This window comes from Leclercia sp. Marseille-Q4284 (genome assembly GCF_916618945.1).
GTDB lineage: Bacteria > Pseudomonadota > Gammaproteobacteria > Enterobacterales > Enterobacteriaceae > Enterobacter > Enterobacter tamurae.
This window is the reverse complement of the sequence record NZ_CAKAKG010000001.1, coordinates 307,475-323,136: the sequence shown is the minus strand read 5'-3', so window position 1 is coordinate 323,136 and position 15,662 is coordinate 307,475. Positions and strand designations below refer to the sequence as shown.

The 15,662-nt window shown below is 58.2% G+C and carries 13 protein-coding genes; 11 read left to right on the top strand and 2 right to left on the bottom strand.

Annotated features, from left to right (window positions below; all coding sequences use genetic code 11):
• Positions 1–39: 39 nt before the first annotated feature.
• The 3 genes from gutM (at position 40) to gutQ (ending at position 2,194) form a co-directional block, all read left to right on the top strand.
• Positions 40–399, top strand: a complete 360-nt coding sequence (gutM, locus tag LG383_RS01535; RefSeq protein ID WP_106994502.1) for a transcriptional regulator GutM — start codon at positions 40–42, stop codon at positions 397–399.
• Between the two features lie 63 nt (positions 400–462).
• On the top strand, positions 463–1,236 hold the full coding sequence (locus LG383_RS01530) for a DNA-binding transcriptional repressor (RefSeq protein WP_225758177.1): 774 nt from the start codon (positions 463–465) through the stop codon (positions 1,234–1,236).
• Positions 1,229–2,194, top strand: coding sequence for an arabinose-5-phosphate isomerase GutQ (gutQ, locus tag LG383_RS01525; RefSeq protein WP_106994500.1), 966 nt, complete (start codon positions 1,229–1,231; stop codon positions 2,192–2,194). Before LG383_RS01530 ends, gutQ begins: the two co-directional genes overlap by 8 nt.
• On the opposite strand, the gene norR is transcribed toward gutQ, so the two are convergent.
• Positions 2,191–3,705, bottom strand: coding sequence for a nitric oxide reductase transcriptional regulator NorR (gene norR / locus LG383_RS01520; RefSeq protein ID WP_225758176.1), 1,515 nt, complete (start codon positions 3,703–3,705; stop codon positions 2,191–2,193). The two genes, gutQ and norR, sit on opposite strands and share 4 nt — an antisense overlap.
• A 189-nt stretch (positions 3,706–3,894) precedes the next feature.
• Here norR and norV point away from each other — a divergent pair, with 189 nt between their 5' ends.
• The 5 genes from norV (at position 3,895) to LG383_RS01495 (ending at position 10,312) form a co-directional block, all read left to right on the top strand.
• The gene (gene norV, locus LG383_RS01515; RefSeq protein WP_106994498.1) at positions 3,895–5,343 is read left to right on the top strand and encodes an anaerobic nitric oxide reductase flavorubredoxin; all 1,449 of its coding nucleotides are present in this window, start codon (positions 3,895–3,897) and stop codon (positions 5,341–5,343) included.
• On the top strand, positions 5,340–6,473 hold the full coding sequence (norW, locus tag LG383_RS01510; protein ID WP_225758175.1) for an NADH:flavorubredoxin reductase NorW: 1,134 nt from the start codon (positions 5,340–5,342) through the stop codon (positions 6,471–6,473). The genes norV and norW overlap by 4 nt, the downstream gene beginning before the upstream one ends.
• Before the next feature lie 192 nt (positions 6,474–6,665).
• Positions 6,666–6,824 (top strand): hypothetical protein, encoded by a 159-nt coding sequence (locus LG383_RS01505; protein WP_181247294.1) that lies wholly within the window; start codon positions 6,666–6,668, stop codon positions 6,822–6,824.
• 211 nt (positions 6,825–7,035) lie between these two features.
• On the top strand, positions 7,036–8,526 hold the full coding sequence (gene nagE, locus LG383_RS01500; protein ID WP_166183711.1) for an N-acetylglucosamine-specific PTS transporter subunit IIBC: 1,491 nt from the start codon (positions 7,036–7,038) through the stop codon (positions 8,524–8,526).
• A gap of 133 nt (positions 8,527–8,659) precedes the next feature.
• The gene (locus tag LG383_RS01495) at positions 8,660–10,312 is read left to right on the top strand and encodes an SgrR family transcriptional regulator (RefSeq protein ID WP_225758174.1); all 1,653 of its coding nucleotides are present in this window, start codon (positions 8,660–8,662) and stop codon (positions 10,310–10,312) included.
• On the opposite strand, the gene LG383_RS01490 is transcribed toward LG383_RS01495, so the two are convergent.
• The gene (locus LG383_RS01490; RefSeq protein WP_225758173.1) at positions 10,313–11,326 is read right to left on the bottom strand and encodes a LacI family DNA-binding transcriptional regulator; all 1,014 of its coding nucleotides are present in this window, start codon (positions 11,324–11,326) and stop codon (positions 10,313–10,315) included. It abuts the gene before it with no gap.
• A gap of 244 nt (positions 11,327–11,570) precedes the next feature.
• On the opposite strand from LG383_RS01490, the gene ascF reads away from it, so the two are divergent.
• From ascF to LG383_RS01475, 3 genes are all read left to right on the top strand, one after another.
• Entirely contained in the window at positions 11,571–13,022 is a 1,452-nt protein-coding gene (gene ascF / locus LG383_RS01485) for a PTS cellobiose/arbutin/salicin transporter subunit IIBC (protein WP_225758172.1), read from the top strand.
• Between the two features lie 18 nt (positions 13,023–13,040).
• Entirely contained in the window at positions 13,041–14,465 is a 1,425-nt protein-coding gene (locus LG383_RS01480; protein WP_225758171.1) for a 6-phospho-beta-glucosidase, read from the top strand.
• 194 nt (positions 14,466–14,659) lie between these two features.
• A complete protein-coding gene (locus LG383_RS01475; protein WP_106994491.1) occupies positions 14,660–15,658 on the top strand; it encodes an ABC transporter substrate-binding protein in 999 nt (332 codons plus the stop codon).
• Positions 15,659–15,662 lie beyond the last annotated feature (4 nt).

Genomic DNA, 15,662 nt, shown 5'->3' with positions numbered 1-15,662 from the left:
AGGCGCAGCCGCCACCCGGCAATTCCACAGGAGCTACACATGGTTACCACATTAATCACCGTCGCCGTTATCGCCTGGCTGTGCCAGCTGGCCCTCGGGGGCTGGCAAATCCACCGCTTTAACCGCGCCTTCGACGCTCTCTGCCAGAAAGGTCGTGTCGGCGTGGGCCGCTCCGGCGGACGTTTCAAACCACGGGTAATTGTCGCCGTTGCGCTGGACGATAATCACCGGGTCTGCGACTCGTTGATGATGCGCGGGCTGACGGTCTTTGCCCGACCGGTGAAAATTGCAGCGATTAACGGTCTCGCATTACAGGAATTAGAGCCTGATGTGATCTTTCCCAATGATTCGCTGTGTCAGGATGCACTATCATTAGCGCTTAAATTGAAACATGGATAATTTCGTTGTGAACGTTATAAGCTTGCGAAATTATCATTTCGCAACCTGAGGAACTCAACGCCTATGAAACCCCGTCAGCGGCAGGCGGCCATTCTCGACCATCTGCAAAAGCAGGGAAAATGTTCGGTTGAGGATCTGGCCCACTACTTTGACACCACCGGCACCACCATCCGCAAGGATCTGGTGATCCTGGAGAATTCCGGGGCGGTGATCCGCACCTATGGCGGCGTGGTGCTGAATAAGGACGAGGCCGATCCGCCTATCGATCACAAAACGCTGATCAACACCCACCAGAAGGCGTTAATTGCTGACGCGGCGGTAAAGTATATCCATGATGGCGACTCCATTATCCTCGACGCGGGCAGTACGGTGCTGCAGATGGTGCCGATGCTGAGCCGCTTCAATAACATCACCGTAATGACCAACAGCCTGCATATCGTCAACGCCCTGTCCGAATTCGACAACGAACAAACCATCCTGATGCCCGGCGGCACCTTCCGTAAAAAATCAGCCTCGTTTCACGGCCAGCTGGCAGAGAACGCCTTCGACCATTTCAGCTTTGACCGGCTGTTTATGGGCACCGACGGCATCGATCTCAACGCGGGCGTCACCACCTTCAACGAGGTGTTCAGCGTCAGTAAAGCGATGTGCAATGCCGCCCGGGAAGTGATCCTGATGGCCGACTCGTCGAAGTTTGGCCGTAAAAGCCCAAATATTGTCTGTAGCCTGGAGAGCGTTGATAAGCTGATTACCGACGCGGGTATCGATCCGGCGTTCAAACAAGCGCTGGAAGAGAAAGGAATCGAAGTGATTGTAACCGGAGAGAGAGATGAGTGATTTTCTGATCAACGCAGGTCGTCAAACCCTGATGCTGGAACTGCAGGAAGCCAGTCGCCTGCCGGATCGTCTGGGAGAGGATTTTGTTCTGGCCGCCAACACCATTATCCAGTGTGAAGGCAAAGTGATTGTCGCGGGCATCGGCAAATCCGGGCACATCGGCAAAAAGATTGCCGCCACCCTTGCCAGCACTGGCACCCCGGCCTTTTTCGTCCATCCGGCTGAAGCTCTGCACGGCGACCTGGGAATGATCGAGAGTCGCGACGTGCTGCTGTTTATCTCCTACTCCGGTTCGGCGAAAGAGCTGGATCTGATCCTGCCGCGCCTGCAGGAAAAATCGGTCGCGCTGCTGGCGATGACCGGTAAACCCCGCTCGCCGCTGGCGCTGGCTGCCAAAGCCACGCTGGATATTTCGGTGGAACGCGAAGCCTGCCCGATGCACCTGGCCCCGACCTCCAGCACCGTCAACACCCTGATGATGGGCGATGCGCTGGCAATGGCGGTAATGCAGGCCCGCGGCTTTAACGAAGAAGATTTTGCCCGCTCCCACCCGGCAGGCGCGCTGGGCGCCCGTCTGCTGAACAAAGTGCATCACCTGATGCGTACCGACGACGCAACCCCGCAGGTGAAGCTGAACACCAGCGTGATGGACGCGATGCTTGAGCTGAGCCGCACCGGACTGGGGCTGGTGGCGGTCTGCGATGACGACAACCAGGTGAAAGGCGTCTTCACCGACGGCGACCTGCGTCGCTGGCTGGTGGGCGGCGGCCAACTGGAAGTTAACGTCAGCAGCGCCATGACCACTGGTGGCCTGACGCTGAAGGCAGAAAGCCGCGCCATCGAAGCCAAAGAGCTGCTGATGAAGCGCAAAATCACCGCCGCCCCGGTGGTGGACGAAAATGGCCGCCTGTGTGGTGCCATCAACCTGCAGGATTTCTACCAGGCAGGCATCATCTAACCTTTCAGACCCAGACGTTTCGCCAGCCGGTGCAGGTTGGCGACGTCGGTCTCCAGCGCCCTTGCGCTTGCCGCCCAGCTGCGGCTGTTCTGCTCCAGCGCGCGGGTAATCATCTGGCGTTGAAACGCTTCCGTTGCCTCACGCAGGTTCTGATTCACCACTAACGGGGTTTCCGGCGTCACCGCAGGGGCGCTCTCATCATGCAGGGCAAAATGCTGCGCGTGGATCACCACGTCATCCCCCAGACGCGCCGCCCGGGCCAGCACCACCGCCCGGTGGATGGCATGTTCCAGCTCGCGCACGTTACCCGGCCAGCCGTAGCTCAGCAGATGCGCACGGGCACCGGGGCTGAGTACCACCCGGGATAACCCCATCCGCAACCGGCACTGCTCGCAGAAATAGCCCGCCAGCAGCACCACATCCTCGCCCCGCTCGCGCAGCGGCGGCACCGAAAGCGGGAACACGCTCAGGCGATGGAACAGGTCGGCGCGGAAGTTGCCGGCCAGCACCTCTTCGCGCAGATCGCGGTTGGTGGCCGCCAGCACCCGCACGTCGACCCGCAGGCTGCGGTCATCGCCCACCCGCTGGATATCGCCATACTGCAGCACCCGCAGCAGCTTGGCCTGCAGCGCCAGCGACAGCTCGCCAATCTCATCGAGGAACAGGGTGCCGTTATCCGCCATCTCAAACTTGCCGCTGCGGTTGCTGATGGCCCCGGTAAAGGCCCCTTTGACGTGGCCGAACAGCTCGCTCTCCGCCACGCTCTCCGGCAGTGCGGCGCAGTTGAGATAGACCAGCGGATTGACCGCCCGCGGCGAGGCCTCGTGGATGGCTTTCGCCACCAGCTCTTTGCCAGTGCCGGTTTCGCCCTCAATCAGCACGTTCAGGTCGGAGGCGGCGACAATCTCAATCTCTTTTTTCAGGCTCATCATGCCCGGCGACAGGCCGATCATCTCGGTGTTTTTCACCTGCTCAAACACCGCCGGGCCCGCGGGCAGGCTGTTCTGGCTCTCAAGCTGTTCAATCAGCAGGGCATTATTCAGGGCCCCGGCGGCGAGGGCGGCAATCAGCCTCAGCTCCTCGTCGCTGAAGGTGTCGAACTGGTCCGGCGACATGCCGTCCAGGGTCAGGGCGCCAATCAGGTTCTGCCCGGCAAACAGCGGCAGGCCGATACAGGCGTGCACCTTCAGGCTCTCCTGGCCAGGGATTAACCCGTCGTAGGGATCGGGCAGGTCGCTGTCGGCCGGGAAGCGCACCACATCCCCGGCGCGGGCGATGGTCTCCAGCCGCGGGTGGCCTTCCAGGGTAAAGCGCCGTCCCAGCACGTCCTGGGCCAGGCCGTCGATCGCCAGCGGGATAAACTGCCGCCCTTCATAGCGCAGCAGCGCCGACGCGTCGCACTCCAGCACGTGACGCAGGGTGGAGATCAGCCGCTGAAAGCGATCCTGATGACCGATACCGCTCTGTAACTCAATGGCGATTTTCGCCAGCACCTCTACAGAAAAACTCATTTTCGCCTCACTGTCATTTTGACAATGCATCCTGTCATATTGACTATATCAATGACAGTCAAATTGACTACCCACGAGGGGTTATTATTTTTAATTTATTTTAAAATCAATGAGTTAAAAAGTTGGCACGCAACCTGCAATTACCATTACATCTTTCGTTTAATTTCGCTGTATTAAGTTGAGGTTGCTATGTCTATTCTGGTTAAAAACAATATTCATTGGGTTGGTCAACGTGACTGGGAAGTACGTGATTTTCACGGGACGGAGTACAAAACGCTGCGCGGCAGCAGCTACAACAGCTATCTCATCCGGGAAGAAAAAAACGTCCTGATCGACACCGTCGATCATAAATTCAGCCGTGAGTTCGTGCAAAACCTGCGCAGTGAAATCGATCTGGCCGATATCGACTACATCATCATTAACCATGCTGAAGAAGATCACGCCGGTGCCCTGACCGAACTGATGTCCTGCATCCCGGACACCCCGATCTACTGCACCAACAACGCCATCGACTCCATCAATGGTCACCATCACCATCCGGAGTGGAATTTCAACGTGGTGAAAACCGGTGATTCACTGGACATCGGTAACGGCAAACAGCTGATCTTCGTTGAAACCCCGATGCTGCACTGGCCGGACAGCATGATGACCTACATGACCGGCGACGCCGTACTGTTCAGTAACGACGCCTTCGGCCAGCACTACTGCGACGAACGTCTGTTCAATGACGAAGTGGATCAGGCTGAACTGTACGAGCAGTGCCAGCGCTACTACGCCAACATCCTGACCCCGTTCAGCCGTCTGGTGACGCCAAAAATTACTGAAATCCTCGGCTTCAATCTGCCGGTGGATATGATTGCCACCTCCCACGGCGTGGTATGGCGTGAGAACCCAACCCAGATCGTCGAGCAGTACCTGAAATGGGCCGCAGACTATCAGGAAGACCGCATCACTATTTTCTACGACACCATGTCCAACAACACCCGCATGATGGCTGACGCAATTGCCCAGGGCATCAACGAAGTGGATCCGAACGTGGCGGTGAAAATCTTTAACGTGGCGCGCAGCGACAAGAACGACATTTTGACCAACGTCTTCCGCTCCAAAGGCGTGCTGGTGGGGACCTCCACCATGAACAACGTGATGATGCCGAAAATTGCCGGCCTGGTGGAAGAGATGACCGGCCTGCGTTTCCGCAACAAACGCGCTAGCGCCTTCGGCTCCCACGGCTGGAGCGGCGGTGCGGTTGACCGTCTCTCTACCCGACTGCAGGATGCGGGCTTTGAAATGTCGATGAGCCTGAAGGCGAAATGGCGTCCGGATCTGGATGCGCTGGAAATCTGCCGTCAGCACGGCCGCGACATTGCACGTCAGTGGGCGCTCGCTCCGCTGCCTGAAGCGACCGCTAAAGCCACACCAGAACAGGAAGCCTGCGCCTGTGCCGCCGCCGCGGCTGCCGATCTCGGCCCTTGCATGCAGTGCAGCGTCTGCCAGTGGATCTACGATCCAGCCCTCGGCGAACCGCTGCAGGATGTCGCCCCAGGCACACCGTGGAGCGACGTGCCGGATAACTTCCTCTGCCCGGAATGTTCCCTCGGTAAAGACGTCTTTGACGAACTGGCATCGGAGGCAAAATGAGCCACGGTATCGTGATTATCGGCTCGGGCTTCGCCGCCCGCCAGCTGGTGAAAAATATCCGTAAACAGGATGCAAACGTCCCGCTGACGCTGATCGCCGCGGACAGCATGGATGAGTACAACAAGCCTGACTTAAGCCACGTTATCAGCCAGAGTCAGCATGCCGACGACCTCACTCGCCAGACGGCGGGGGAGTTTGCCGAACAGTTTAACCTGCGCCTGTTCCCTTACACCTGGGTCGCCGACATTGATGCGGCGGCGCACGTGGTGAAAGGGAAAGAGACCCAGTGGTCATATGACAAACTGGTTCTGGCCACCGGAGCCGCGGCTTTTGTGCCGCCGGTTCCGGGCCGCGAGCTGATGCTGACCCTCAACAGCCAGACGGAGTACCGGGCCTGTGAATCCTCGCTGCGTGACGCGCAGCGGGTGATGATTGTCGGCGCGGGGCTTATCGGCAGCGAACTGGCGATGGATTTTTGCCGGGCCGGGAAAGCGGTCACCCTGGTTGATCACTCCGCCAGCATTCTGTCGGCGCTGATGCCAGCCGAAGTGAGCAGTCGCTTACAACACCGGCTGACCGATATGGGCGTGCATTTGCAGCTGAAATCTCAGCTGCAAAGCCTGACTAAAACCGATACCGGGATCTGCGCCCTGCTGGACCGGGACCGCTGCATTGACGTGGATGTAGTCATTGCCGCCACCGGTCTGCGTCCGGAAATCGCGCTGGCCCAGCGTGCCGGGGCAGAAACCAACCGCGGGGTGAAAGTCGATAGCTATCTGCAAACCACGCAGCCGGATATCTATGCCCTCGGCGACTGCGCCGAAATCAACGGTCAGGTGCTGCCGTTCCTGCAGCCGATCCAGTTAAGTGCCATGTATCTGGCGAAGAACCTGCTCGGGGCCAACACCCCGCTGAAACTGCCTGCAATGCTGGTGAAGGTCAAAACGCCGGAACTGCCGCTGCATCTGGCAGGTGAAACCCAGCGCCAGGATTTGAACTGGCAGATCGCCATCGAACCTCAGGGGATGGTGGCGAAAGGTGCCGACAGCGAGGGCCATTTACGCGCCTTCGTGGTCAGTGAAGATCGGATGAAGGAGGCCTTTGCCCTGCTGAAATCATTACCTGTTTAACCCTCAAACGCTTGCTCTACTCGTTATATGCTTGTCAGATTTTGCCTTTCGCAGCCCCGGTGCCCCGGGGCTTTTTTAATTACGCAACTAAAAAGATAAATAATAAAATGCGGAACAGCCGAAAAACATCACCCTGTTTTATTCCCTGATTTCTTTTTAATCTGAGAGAGTATTGATTAGCCGGAGATAAACATGGCGACCTTCAGGAAAGAAATTAACGACCTTGCTGACTACTTTAAAAAAGTACAGCCTGTCGAACGCATATTATTTCGCTGGCTTTACCTCAGCCCGGAGGCGCGAACCCAGCGCCTTAAAGAGCTGATGCTGCCTGTCAGCGACAAAAAGCATTAATAAAAAGACGGCGCAACTGCCGTTTTTTTATTGCCCAAAAGCGGAAGCATTCATCGAAGATATCCTTGTTTATTTAAATATAAATAAACCAAAGGTGTCAGCGGAATATTAATTTAAAGTACATCACATTTTTACTTCCCGCCATTTTAACCCTCGCGAAAAGCTGTTATTTTTCGCCGTGAATTAAGCCCCTTTTTTGGACATGGATATTATGAACGCATTTAGCTATTTGCAACGCCTGGGCAAGGCGCTGATGTTGCCTATCGCGACCTTACCTGTTGCCGCGATTTTATTACGTCTGGGCCAGCCCGACGTGCTGAATATTCCCTTTATCGCCAGTGCAGGTGGCGGCATTTTTGACAGCCTGCCCCTGCTGTTTGCGCTCGGCATTGCTATTGGACTGGCGAAAGACAACGCTGGTGCCGCCGCGCTGGCGGGCGCTGTCGGTTTCCTGGTGCTGACCAAAGCCACGGCGGTCATTAACTCCTCCATTAACATGTCCTTCTTCGCCGGGATCATCGCGGGCGTGGTGGCGGGTCACTGTTACAACCGCTTCTCGGAGACGAAACTGCCCGACTTCCTGGCGTTCTTTGCCGGTAAGCGACTAGTGCCAATCATGACCGGGCTGATCTGCCTGCTGCTGGCGTGGATTTGCGGCTACGTCTGGCCATCGGTGCAGCACGGGATTGATACCTTCAGCCTGCTGGTTTCCCGCAGCGGCGAGCCCGGCTGGTTTATTTACGGCATCCTTAACCGTGCGCTGATCCCCTTCGGCCTGCACTACATTCTGCACTCGGTATTCTGGTTCAGCCTCGGCGACTGCCTGAAAGTGACCTACGATGCGGCCAGCAGCATTCACAATATCTGCCTCGCGCCGGATGTGGTGAAAGGTTTAGTGGTGGGCGGCGCGGTACCGGGCATTGACGGTTCCAGCATTACCCAGATTGCCACCGATCTGACCCGCGGCGATCTCAACCGCTTCTTCGCCGGCGATCCGCATGCGGGGGTCTATATGGCGTGGGCATACCCAATCTTTATGGGCGGCCTGCCGGGTGCGGCGCTGGCCATGTACTTTGCCGCACCAAAAGCACGTCGCGCTGCCGTGGGGGGGATGCTGCTCTCCGTGGCCCTGACCGCCTTCCTTACCGGGATCACCGAACCGATTGAGTTCTCCTTCCTGTTCCTGGCCCCTGCCCTGTATGCCCTGCATGCGGTACTGGCTGGCGTGAGCATGGTCATCGCCAACAGCCTTGGGGTATTGCACGGGTTTGGTTTCTCTGCGGGTCTGATCGACTTCGTGCTGAACTGGGGATTAGCCACTAAACCCTGGATCCTGATCCCGCTGATTGCCCTGTTCTTTGTGATCTATTTTGTGGTCTTCAGTTTCGCGATCCGCTTCTTCAAGCTGAAAACGCCGGGCCGGGAAGATGACGAGAGCGTAACGGGCGAGTCCGACGATCAGAATGAAGCCATCACGCACTATATCGCTGCGCTGGGCGGGGAGCAGAACCTGAAGCTGGTGGACGCCTGCATCACTCGCCTGCGCTTAACCCTGGTTGATAACAGCGTCCTCGACGAACCGGCGCTGAAAGCGCTCGGTGCCAAAGGCATTCTGAAGATGGGCACGCAGAATGCGCAGGTGATTCTGGGGCCACAGGCGGAAAGCATCGCGTTAAAAATCAGAGCGCGGCTTAACGCCTGATCCGATGACGCCCTCTTCTTCGGGAGAGGGCGTTATCGTCCGGCTAAAACCGGAACAGTTACTACATCTCTCCCTTATTTCTTCCGTAAAACCGCCTACACTCTGACCATTGCGACTCTTCCCCGGTAACTCTATGCGTCAGCTTCAGAAAATCCGCCAGTATCAGCGGCTCTCCGTGCATTACGGCTTTACGCCAAAACTGACTACCCTCGCTGAAGTGGCCGAAGTGGCGCTGTGCAGCGAACGCCATGCCCGGACGCTGTTACGCCAGCTGGCGGAAAGCGGCTGGTTAAGCTGGAAGGCACAGCCGGGGCGCGGGCATCGCGCCACCCTGCACTGCCTGGTGACCACCAGCGAACTCAGCGCCCCGCTGATGCATGCCTGTCTGGAGAAGGGGGATTATCAGAGCGCCCTGCAGCTGGCGGACGGCGACCCCGCCAGCCTGCATCACATCATCACCCCGTTTCTCGGCGGGAAATGGCTCAAGCACCAGCCGACGTTGCGCATTCCCTGGTATCGCCCGCTCACCTCCCTGCACCCGGCGCTGCATCGCCGACGCGCCGAACAGCACATTATCTGCGCGGTCCATGCCGGGTTAACCCGCTATGAACCCGGCCAGGCACAGCCGGTGGCGGATCTGGCGCACCACTGGGCCTGCTCTGACGACGGACTGCGCTGGCATTTTTACCTGCGCAGCGGGGCACACTGGCATAACGGTCAGCCACTGAGCGATGACGACATCCTGAGTGCAGTGCAGCTGCTGCTGAGCGATCCGGCCCGCAACAGCGGGCTGTTGCATATCGACGCGGTGACCCTCGCCGCCCCCTGGTGCCTGGCGGTGTATCTGCATGCCCCGGATGCCCTGCTGGCCCATCGTCTTGCCCATCCGGTCTGCCGCCTGCCCCATCCCCGACAACCAGAGGTCGGTGCCGGGCCGTTCGCTATTGCCCGCCATCACTCGCATTTTCTGCGCCTCGAGCGCCAGCCCTGGTACTTTGCTACCCATCCGCTGCTGCATGCCATTGAGTTCTGGCGCACCGGCACGGTCGCCGATAAACCGGCATGGATTACGGTCGGGAAAGGCAGCGCCCCCCAGGAGGCGGTGACCTCCACCAGCAGCGGGTTTGCGTGGCTGATGGTCAATGCAAAATTGCCCGAAGCGCTGGCCGCGTACCTGCGCCAGACCGTCCTGACGCTCAACCAGCAGTGCTTTGGTCGGCGGGAGGATCTGCAGATCCATACCGAAATCCTTCCCGGCCTGCGGTTGCCCGCCCTGCCCGCCGCCGCTGACAGCGACCTGCCGCCCCGGCTGAAACTGGTGTGCTACAACACCCCCGAGCTTCGCGAGATGGCTGAAACCCTGTGGCTCCAGCTACAGCCGCACGGCTGTGAGCTGCATATCGAGTGGAAAGATCGCGATGGCTGGTATGCCCCTGATACCCTGGCGGATGCCGATCTGCTGCTGGGGGATCATCTGGCGACCGGCATGGCGGAGTTTGCGCTGGCGGAGTGGTTTATCTATGAACCCGCCTGGGCCACGGCGTTGGGCGAGGCGGGATGGGAGGCGGCAAAACAGCAGCTGATGCAAAACAGCGACAGCGAAGCGCATTTTCACGCCCATCTGACGCCCTTTTTCCAGCGTCTGCTGGCGGAGGGGCGCTGCACGCCGCTGTTCCACTATCGCTACCGGATCAACGCCCTGGAAAACGTGCAGGATATGGTCCTGACCGCGGGGGGCTGGCTCGATTTTACCCGCGCCTGGCTGCCCCCGGCCGCCGAATTGTGATTAGCGGTGCGGCCCGGGGATCACCGAATCGCGCAGGATCAGCTCTCCGGCGAAGGTCTGCTGGAAGGTGAACTCCCCGCCGTCGAGCATAAAGATCAGGCGGCTGATGGTCTCTTTCACCATCTCGGTCACCGGCACGCGCACGCTGGAGAGCGCGGGCACCACGTAGGGCGCCATCGCAATGTCATCGAAACCGACTACCGAAACCGCCCCCGGCGCGGCGATGCCGCTGTCATGAAGCTGCTTAATGGCGCCGATCGCCATGTCGTCGTTGCTCGCCACCAGCGCGGTAAAATGCTCGCCGCGCGCCAGCAGCGTCGCCACCCCTGCCGCCCCGCTGGCCGGGTTCCATTTACCCTCGACAATCAGCGAGTCGCGCAGCGGGATCTGGTGCTGGGCCAGGGCATCTTTATAGCCGGAAAGACGTTCAATCCCGGTGGGGGAATCCAGCGATCCGGTGATAAAGGCGATATCGCGATGGCCCTGTTCGATGAGGGTTGATACCGCCGCCTGGCTGGAGGCTTTATGATCCGACCAGACGCAGTGGCTGCTGTTTTTGCGCAGCCGACGGTTAAGCACCATCACCGGCTGCTCGTGCTTCAGGATGATCTCGTCCATCTCATCGACGCTGAGAAAACGCGGGTAGATGATGATCGCGTCGCAGCGCATATCGAGCAGATACTGAATCGCCTCCCGCTCTTCATCGGCGCTGTGCTTGCCATCGGCGAGGATCAGCTGTCGGCCTCTCTCCTCGGTCATTCTGGCGGCATGGAACAGCAGCTCGCTGAAATAGACCCCGTGATAGAGGGTGTTGGTCACCACCAGCCCGAGGGTTTGCGTGCGTTTGGTCGCCAGGTTGCGCGCCAGTAAATTGGGCCGGTAGCCGCTCTCTTCAATCGCCTGAAATACCCGGTCTTTTGTCTCCTGGCTCACGTAGCCATTGCCCGAAAGCACCCGGGAAACCGTCGCCTTCGAGACCCCTGCCCGCTTCGCCACTTCCAGCATCGTGGTCATCAATCTGTTCCATCTGCATCTGATGAGCGGCAGTGTACTGTACCGCGTGGAAAATGTCGCAGCAGGACGATCACGCTTTTCGCCCTCTTAGGTGATCCTCATCACGGATCTAAAAAATGGTCAAAATGCGATCTTGTTTGATTCAGAGAAACTCTTCATGATTTTGTGGAACCGGTTTCCTATATAAGTTTCATCGTTACCCACGGTGAAGACGTACCTTACTGATAAAACAGGATATAACCCGATGGCCAAAAATTATGCTGCGCTGGCGAACGCCGTTGTCAGCGCGCTCGGCGGCAAAGACAACATCGTCGCCGTCACCCACTGCATGACCCGACTGCGCTTTGTGGCGAAAGACGAGAGCCTGATCGACAGCGCCACGCTGAAAAGCATCAGCGGCGTGCTGGGGGTAGTGCGCAACGACAACCAGTGCCAGGTGATCATCGGTAATACCGTTTCCCAGGCGTACCGCGAGGTGGTTAATCTGCTGCCTGCCGATATGCAGCCTGCTGCACCCCAGGGGCCGCAAAAGCTGACCCTGAAACGCATCGGCGCGGGGATCCTCGACGCGCTGATCGGCACCATGTCTCCGCTGATCCCGGCGATCATCGGCGGATCGATGGTCAAACTGCTGGCGATGATCCTTGAGATGACCGGCGTACTGACCAAAGGCGAGCCGACGCTGACCATTCTGACGGTGATCGGCGACGGAGCGTTCTTCTTCCTGCCACTGATGGTGGCCGCCTCTGCCGCGGTGAAGTTCAAGACCAACATGTCGCTGGCGATTGCCATTGCCGGCGTGCTGGTACACCCGAGCTTTATCGAGCTGATGGCCAAAGCGGCGCAGGGCGAGCACGTTGAGTTCGCCTTCGTTCCGGTGACGGCGGTGAAATACACCTACACGGTGATCCCGGCGCTGGTGATGACCTGGTGCCTGTCATATATCGAACGCTGGGTGGACAAAATTACTCCGGCCGTCACCAAAAACTTCCTTAAGCCAATGCTGATCGTGCTGATTGCCGCCCCGCTCGCCATCGTCCTGATTGGGCCACTGGGGATCTGGATCGGTAGCGGCATCTCTTCACTGGTGTACACCATTCATGGCTATCTGGGCTGGTTGTCCGTAGCCATTATGGGCGCGCTGTGGCCGCTGCTGGTGATGACCGGGATGCACCGCGTCTTTACTCCAACTATCATTCAGACCATCGCCGAAACCGGCAAAGAGGGGATGGTGATGCCGTCAGAAATCGGTGCCAACCTGTCGCTGGGTGGTTCGTCCCTGGCGGTAGCGTGGAAAACCAAAAACCCGGAACTGCGCCAGACGGCGCTGGCCGCCGCAGCCTCTGCCATCATGGCGGGGATCTCCGAACCGGCGCTGTATGGCGTGGCGGTTCGCCTGAAACGTCCGCTGATTGCAAGCCTGATCAGCGGCTTTATCTGCGGCGCGGTTGCCGGGATTGCCGGACTGGCCAGCCACTCAATGGCGGCGCCGGGCCTGTTTACCAGCGTCCAGTTCTTCGACCCGGCTAACCCGATGTCTATCGTCTGGGTCTTCGGGGTGATGGCCCTGGCCGTGGTGCTCTCTTTCGTGCTGACCCTGATTCTGGGCTTTGAAGATATCCCGGTAGAAGACGACGCGGAGAAAGCGCGCGCCCTGCAAACCGCACCGGTTCAGGCCAAAGCAGCACAAGCATAAATGTATAGCGAGGTAACAATGTCAGTTTTTCCACAAGGATTTTTATGGGGCGGCGCACTGGCCGCTAACCAGAGCGAAGGCGCATACCGCGAAGGCGGCAAGGGCCTGACCACCGTCGATATGATCCCCCATGGCGCCAACCGCCTGGCGGTAAAAGTCGGCAAGGAAAAACGCTTTTCGCTGCGTGATGACGAGTTCTATCCCAGCCACGACGCGATCGATTTTTACCATCGCTATAAAGAAGATATCGCCTTAATGGCCGAGATGGGCTTCACGGTATTCCGTACCTCGATTGCCTGGAGCCGTCTCTACCCGAATGGCGACGAGCCGCTGCCGAATCAGGAAGGAATAGCGTTTTACCGGGCGGTGTTCGAGGAGTGCAAAAAGTACAACATCGAGCCGCTGGTGACCCTGTGCCACTTCGACGTGCCGATGCATCTGGTGACCGAGTACGGCTCCTGGCGCAACCGCAAGATGGTCGACTTCTTTGCCCGCTATGCACGCACCTGCTTCGAGGAGTTCAACGGGCTGGTGAAGTACTGGCTGACCTTCAACGAGATCAACATCATGCTGCACAGCCCGTTCTCCGGGGCTGGGCTGGTGTTTGAGGAAGGCGAAAACGAAGATCAGGTCAAGTACCAGGCGGCGCACCACGAGCTGGTGGCGAGCGCGCTGGCGACCAAAATTGCCCACGAGGTGAATCCGCAAAACCAGGTCGGCTGCATGCTGGCGGGCGGCAATTTTTACCCGTATTCCTGCAAACCGGAAGACGTATGGATGGCGCTGGAGAAAGACCGGGAGAACCTGTTCTTTATCGACGTGCAGGCCCGGGGCAGCTACCCGGTCTACTCGGCCCGCGTGTTCCGCGAGAAAGGGGTGGTGATTGTCAAAGATCCGGGCGATGACGCGCTGCTGAAGAACACCGTCGATTTTGTGTCGTTCAGCTATTACGCTTCGCGCTGCGCCTCGGCGGATATGAATGCGGGAAACACCAGCGCGGCCAACATCGTCAAGTCCCTGCGCAACCCGCACATTGAGGTGAGCGAATGGGGCTGGGGCATCGACCCGCTGGGCCTGCGCATCACTATGAACATGATGTACGACCGCTACCAGAAACCGCTGTTCCTGGTGGAGAACGGTCTCGGGGCGAAAGATGAGATTGACGCTAACGGCGAGATCAACGACGACTACCGCATCAGCTATCTGCGGGAGCATATCCGCGCCATGGGCGATGCCATTGAAGACGGCATCCCGCTGATCGGCTATACCAGCTGGGGCTGTATCGATCTGGTGGCCGCCTCTACCGGCGAGATGAGCAAGCGCTACGGCTTTATCTATGTCGATCGCGATGACGCCGGAAACGGCACCCTCGATCGCAAACGCAAGAAATCGTTCTGGTGGTATAAGAAAGTGATCGCCAGCAACGGTGCCGATTTAGATTAACCACCCCTTCGCCGGGCGGCGCTGCGCTTGCCCGGCCTACAAACGTCCTCACAAACCCAATAGTTTCATGGCGTTATTATCGTTCATTGACACCATGAATATATCATTGTATAAAACTCCGCCGAAATAAATGATATTCATTCTCAGCCAGACGCACGATCTGGCATCACTACATTAATGAAGGATAGCGTTCCATGAAAAAGGTCATCAGCGCATTAGGATTGCTGATCGCAACAGCAGGCTCGGCTTTTGCGACCACCTATCCTCTGACGATTGAGAATTGCGGATATAAAGAAACCTTCACCAAAGCGCCGGAGCGCGTCGTGGCGCTGGGACAAAACACCGTTGAAATTCTGCTGCTGTTGGGCCTTGAAGATAAGGTGGCCGCCAGCGCCTTCTGGCCGACCAAAGTGCTGCCGCAGCTGGCTGAACAGAACAAAAAAGTCAAAACGCTGACCGTCGAGATCCCAACCCTGGAATCCATTCTGGCGCAAAACCCGGACTTCGTTCCGGCGCAGCTGCCGTTGCTATTAGGGCCAGAGAGTAAAGTCGCCAAACGCGAAGATCTGGCCACCGTAGGCGTGAACAGCTATATGTCGCCGGGCATGTGCGCCACCAAAAAAGATATTGGCGATATGTACGGCAGCCGCCAGAAGCTGTGGGACATGACCTTCCTGTATAAAGAGATCGAAGATTTCGCCAAAATCTTTAACGTCGAAGATCGCGGTCAGGCGCTGATTGCCGATTTCAAAAAGCGCGAAGCCGACCTGCGCAGCGAATTCAGTAAAAACAAAAAAGATCTGTCGTTCGTCTTCTGGTTCTCCAGCTCTTCCCCTTCCTCTGACGCCTACGTCGGCGGGAAAAACAGCGCCTCCGGTTTTATCGCCAACGTGCTGGGCGGCCACAACGCCATCACCTCCGAAACCGAATGGCCGACCGTGGGCTGGGAGAGCATTATTGCCGCCAACCCGGACGTGATCGTGGTCTCCAGCCTCGACCGTAATCGCTGGGCGCTGGACGATGCTCAGGAAAAAATCAAATTCCTGAAAAGCGATCCGGCCGTCAGCCAGCTCGACGCCGTTAAAAAAGGTCACATTGTGATCATGGACGGCCAGGCGATGAACCCGACTATCCGCACCATCTATGGCGCGGAGCAGATTGGTGAACAGCTCAGAAAGATGGGACTGAATTAATGTC

What these genes read in the sequence shown, in the direction of transcription:
- LG383_RS01480 (WP_225758171.1), top strand. Translation starts at nt 13,041, where the DNA reads ATGTCAGTTTTTCCACAAGGATTTTTATGGGGCGGCGCACTGGCCGCT.
- LG383_RS01495 (WP_225758174.1), top strand. Translation starts at nt 8,660, where the DNA reads ATGCGTCAGCTTCAGAAAATCCGCCAGTATCAGCGGCTCTCCGTGCAT.
- nagE (WP_166183711.1), top strand. Translation starts at nt 7,036, where the DNA reads ATGAACGCATTTAGCTATTTGCAACGCCTGGGCAAGGCGCTGATGTTG.
- norW (WP_225758175.1), top strand. Translation starts at nt 5,340, where the DNA reads ATGAGCCACGGTATCGTGATTATCGGCTCGGGCTTCGCCGCCCGCCAG.
- ascF (WP_225758172.1), top strand. Translation starts at nt 11,571, where the DNA reads ATGGCCAAAAATTATGCTGCGCTGGCGAACGCCGTTGTCAGCGCGCTC.
- LG383_RS01490 (WP_225758173.1), bottom strand. Translation starts at nt 11,326, where the DNA reads ATGACCACGATGCTGGAAGTGGCGAAGCGGGCAGGGGTCTCGAAGGCG.
- LG383_RS01530 (WP_225758177.1), top strand. Translation starts at nt 463, where the DNA reads ATGAAACCCCGTCAGCGGCAGGCGGCCATTCTCGACCATCTGCAAAAG.
- norV (WP_106994498.1), top strand. Translation starts at nt 3,895, where the DNA reads ATGTCTATTCTGGTTAAAAACAATATTCATTGGGTTGGTCAACGTGAC.
- LG383_RS01475 (WP_106994491.1), top strand. Translation starts at nt 14,660, where the DNA reads ATGAAAAAGGTCATCAGCGCATTAGGATTGCTGATCGCAACAGCAGGC.
- gutM (WP_106994502.1), top strand. Translation starts at nt 40, where the DNA reads ATGGTTACCACATTAATCACCGTCGCCGTTATCGCCTGGCTGTGCCAG.
- norR (WP_225758176.1), bottom strand. Translation starts at nt 3,705, where the DNA reads ATGAGTTTTTCTGTAGAGGTGCTGGCGAAAATCGCCATTGAGTTACAG.
- gutQ (WP_106994500.1), top strand. Translation starts at nt 1,229, where the DNA reads ATGAGTGATTTTCTGATCAACGCAGGTCGTCAAACCCTGATGCTGGAA.
- LG383_RS01505 (WP_181247294.1), top strand. Translation starts at nt 6,666, where the DNA reads ATGGCGACCTTCAGGAAAGAAATTAACGACCTTGCTGACTACTTTAAA.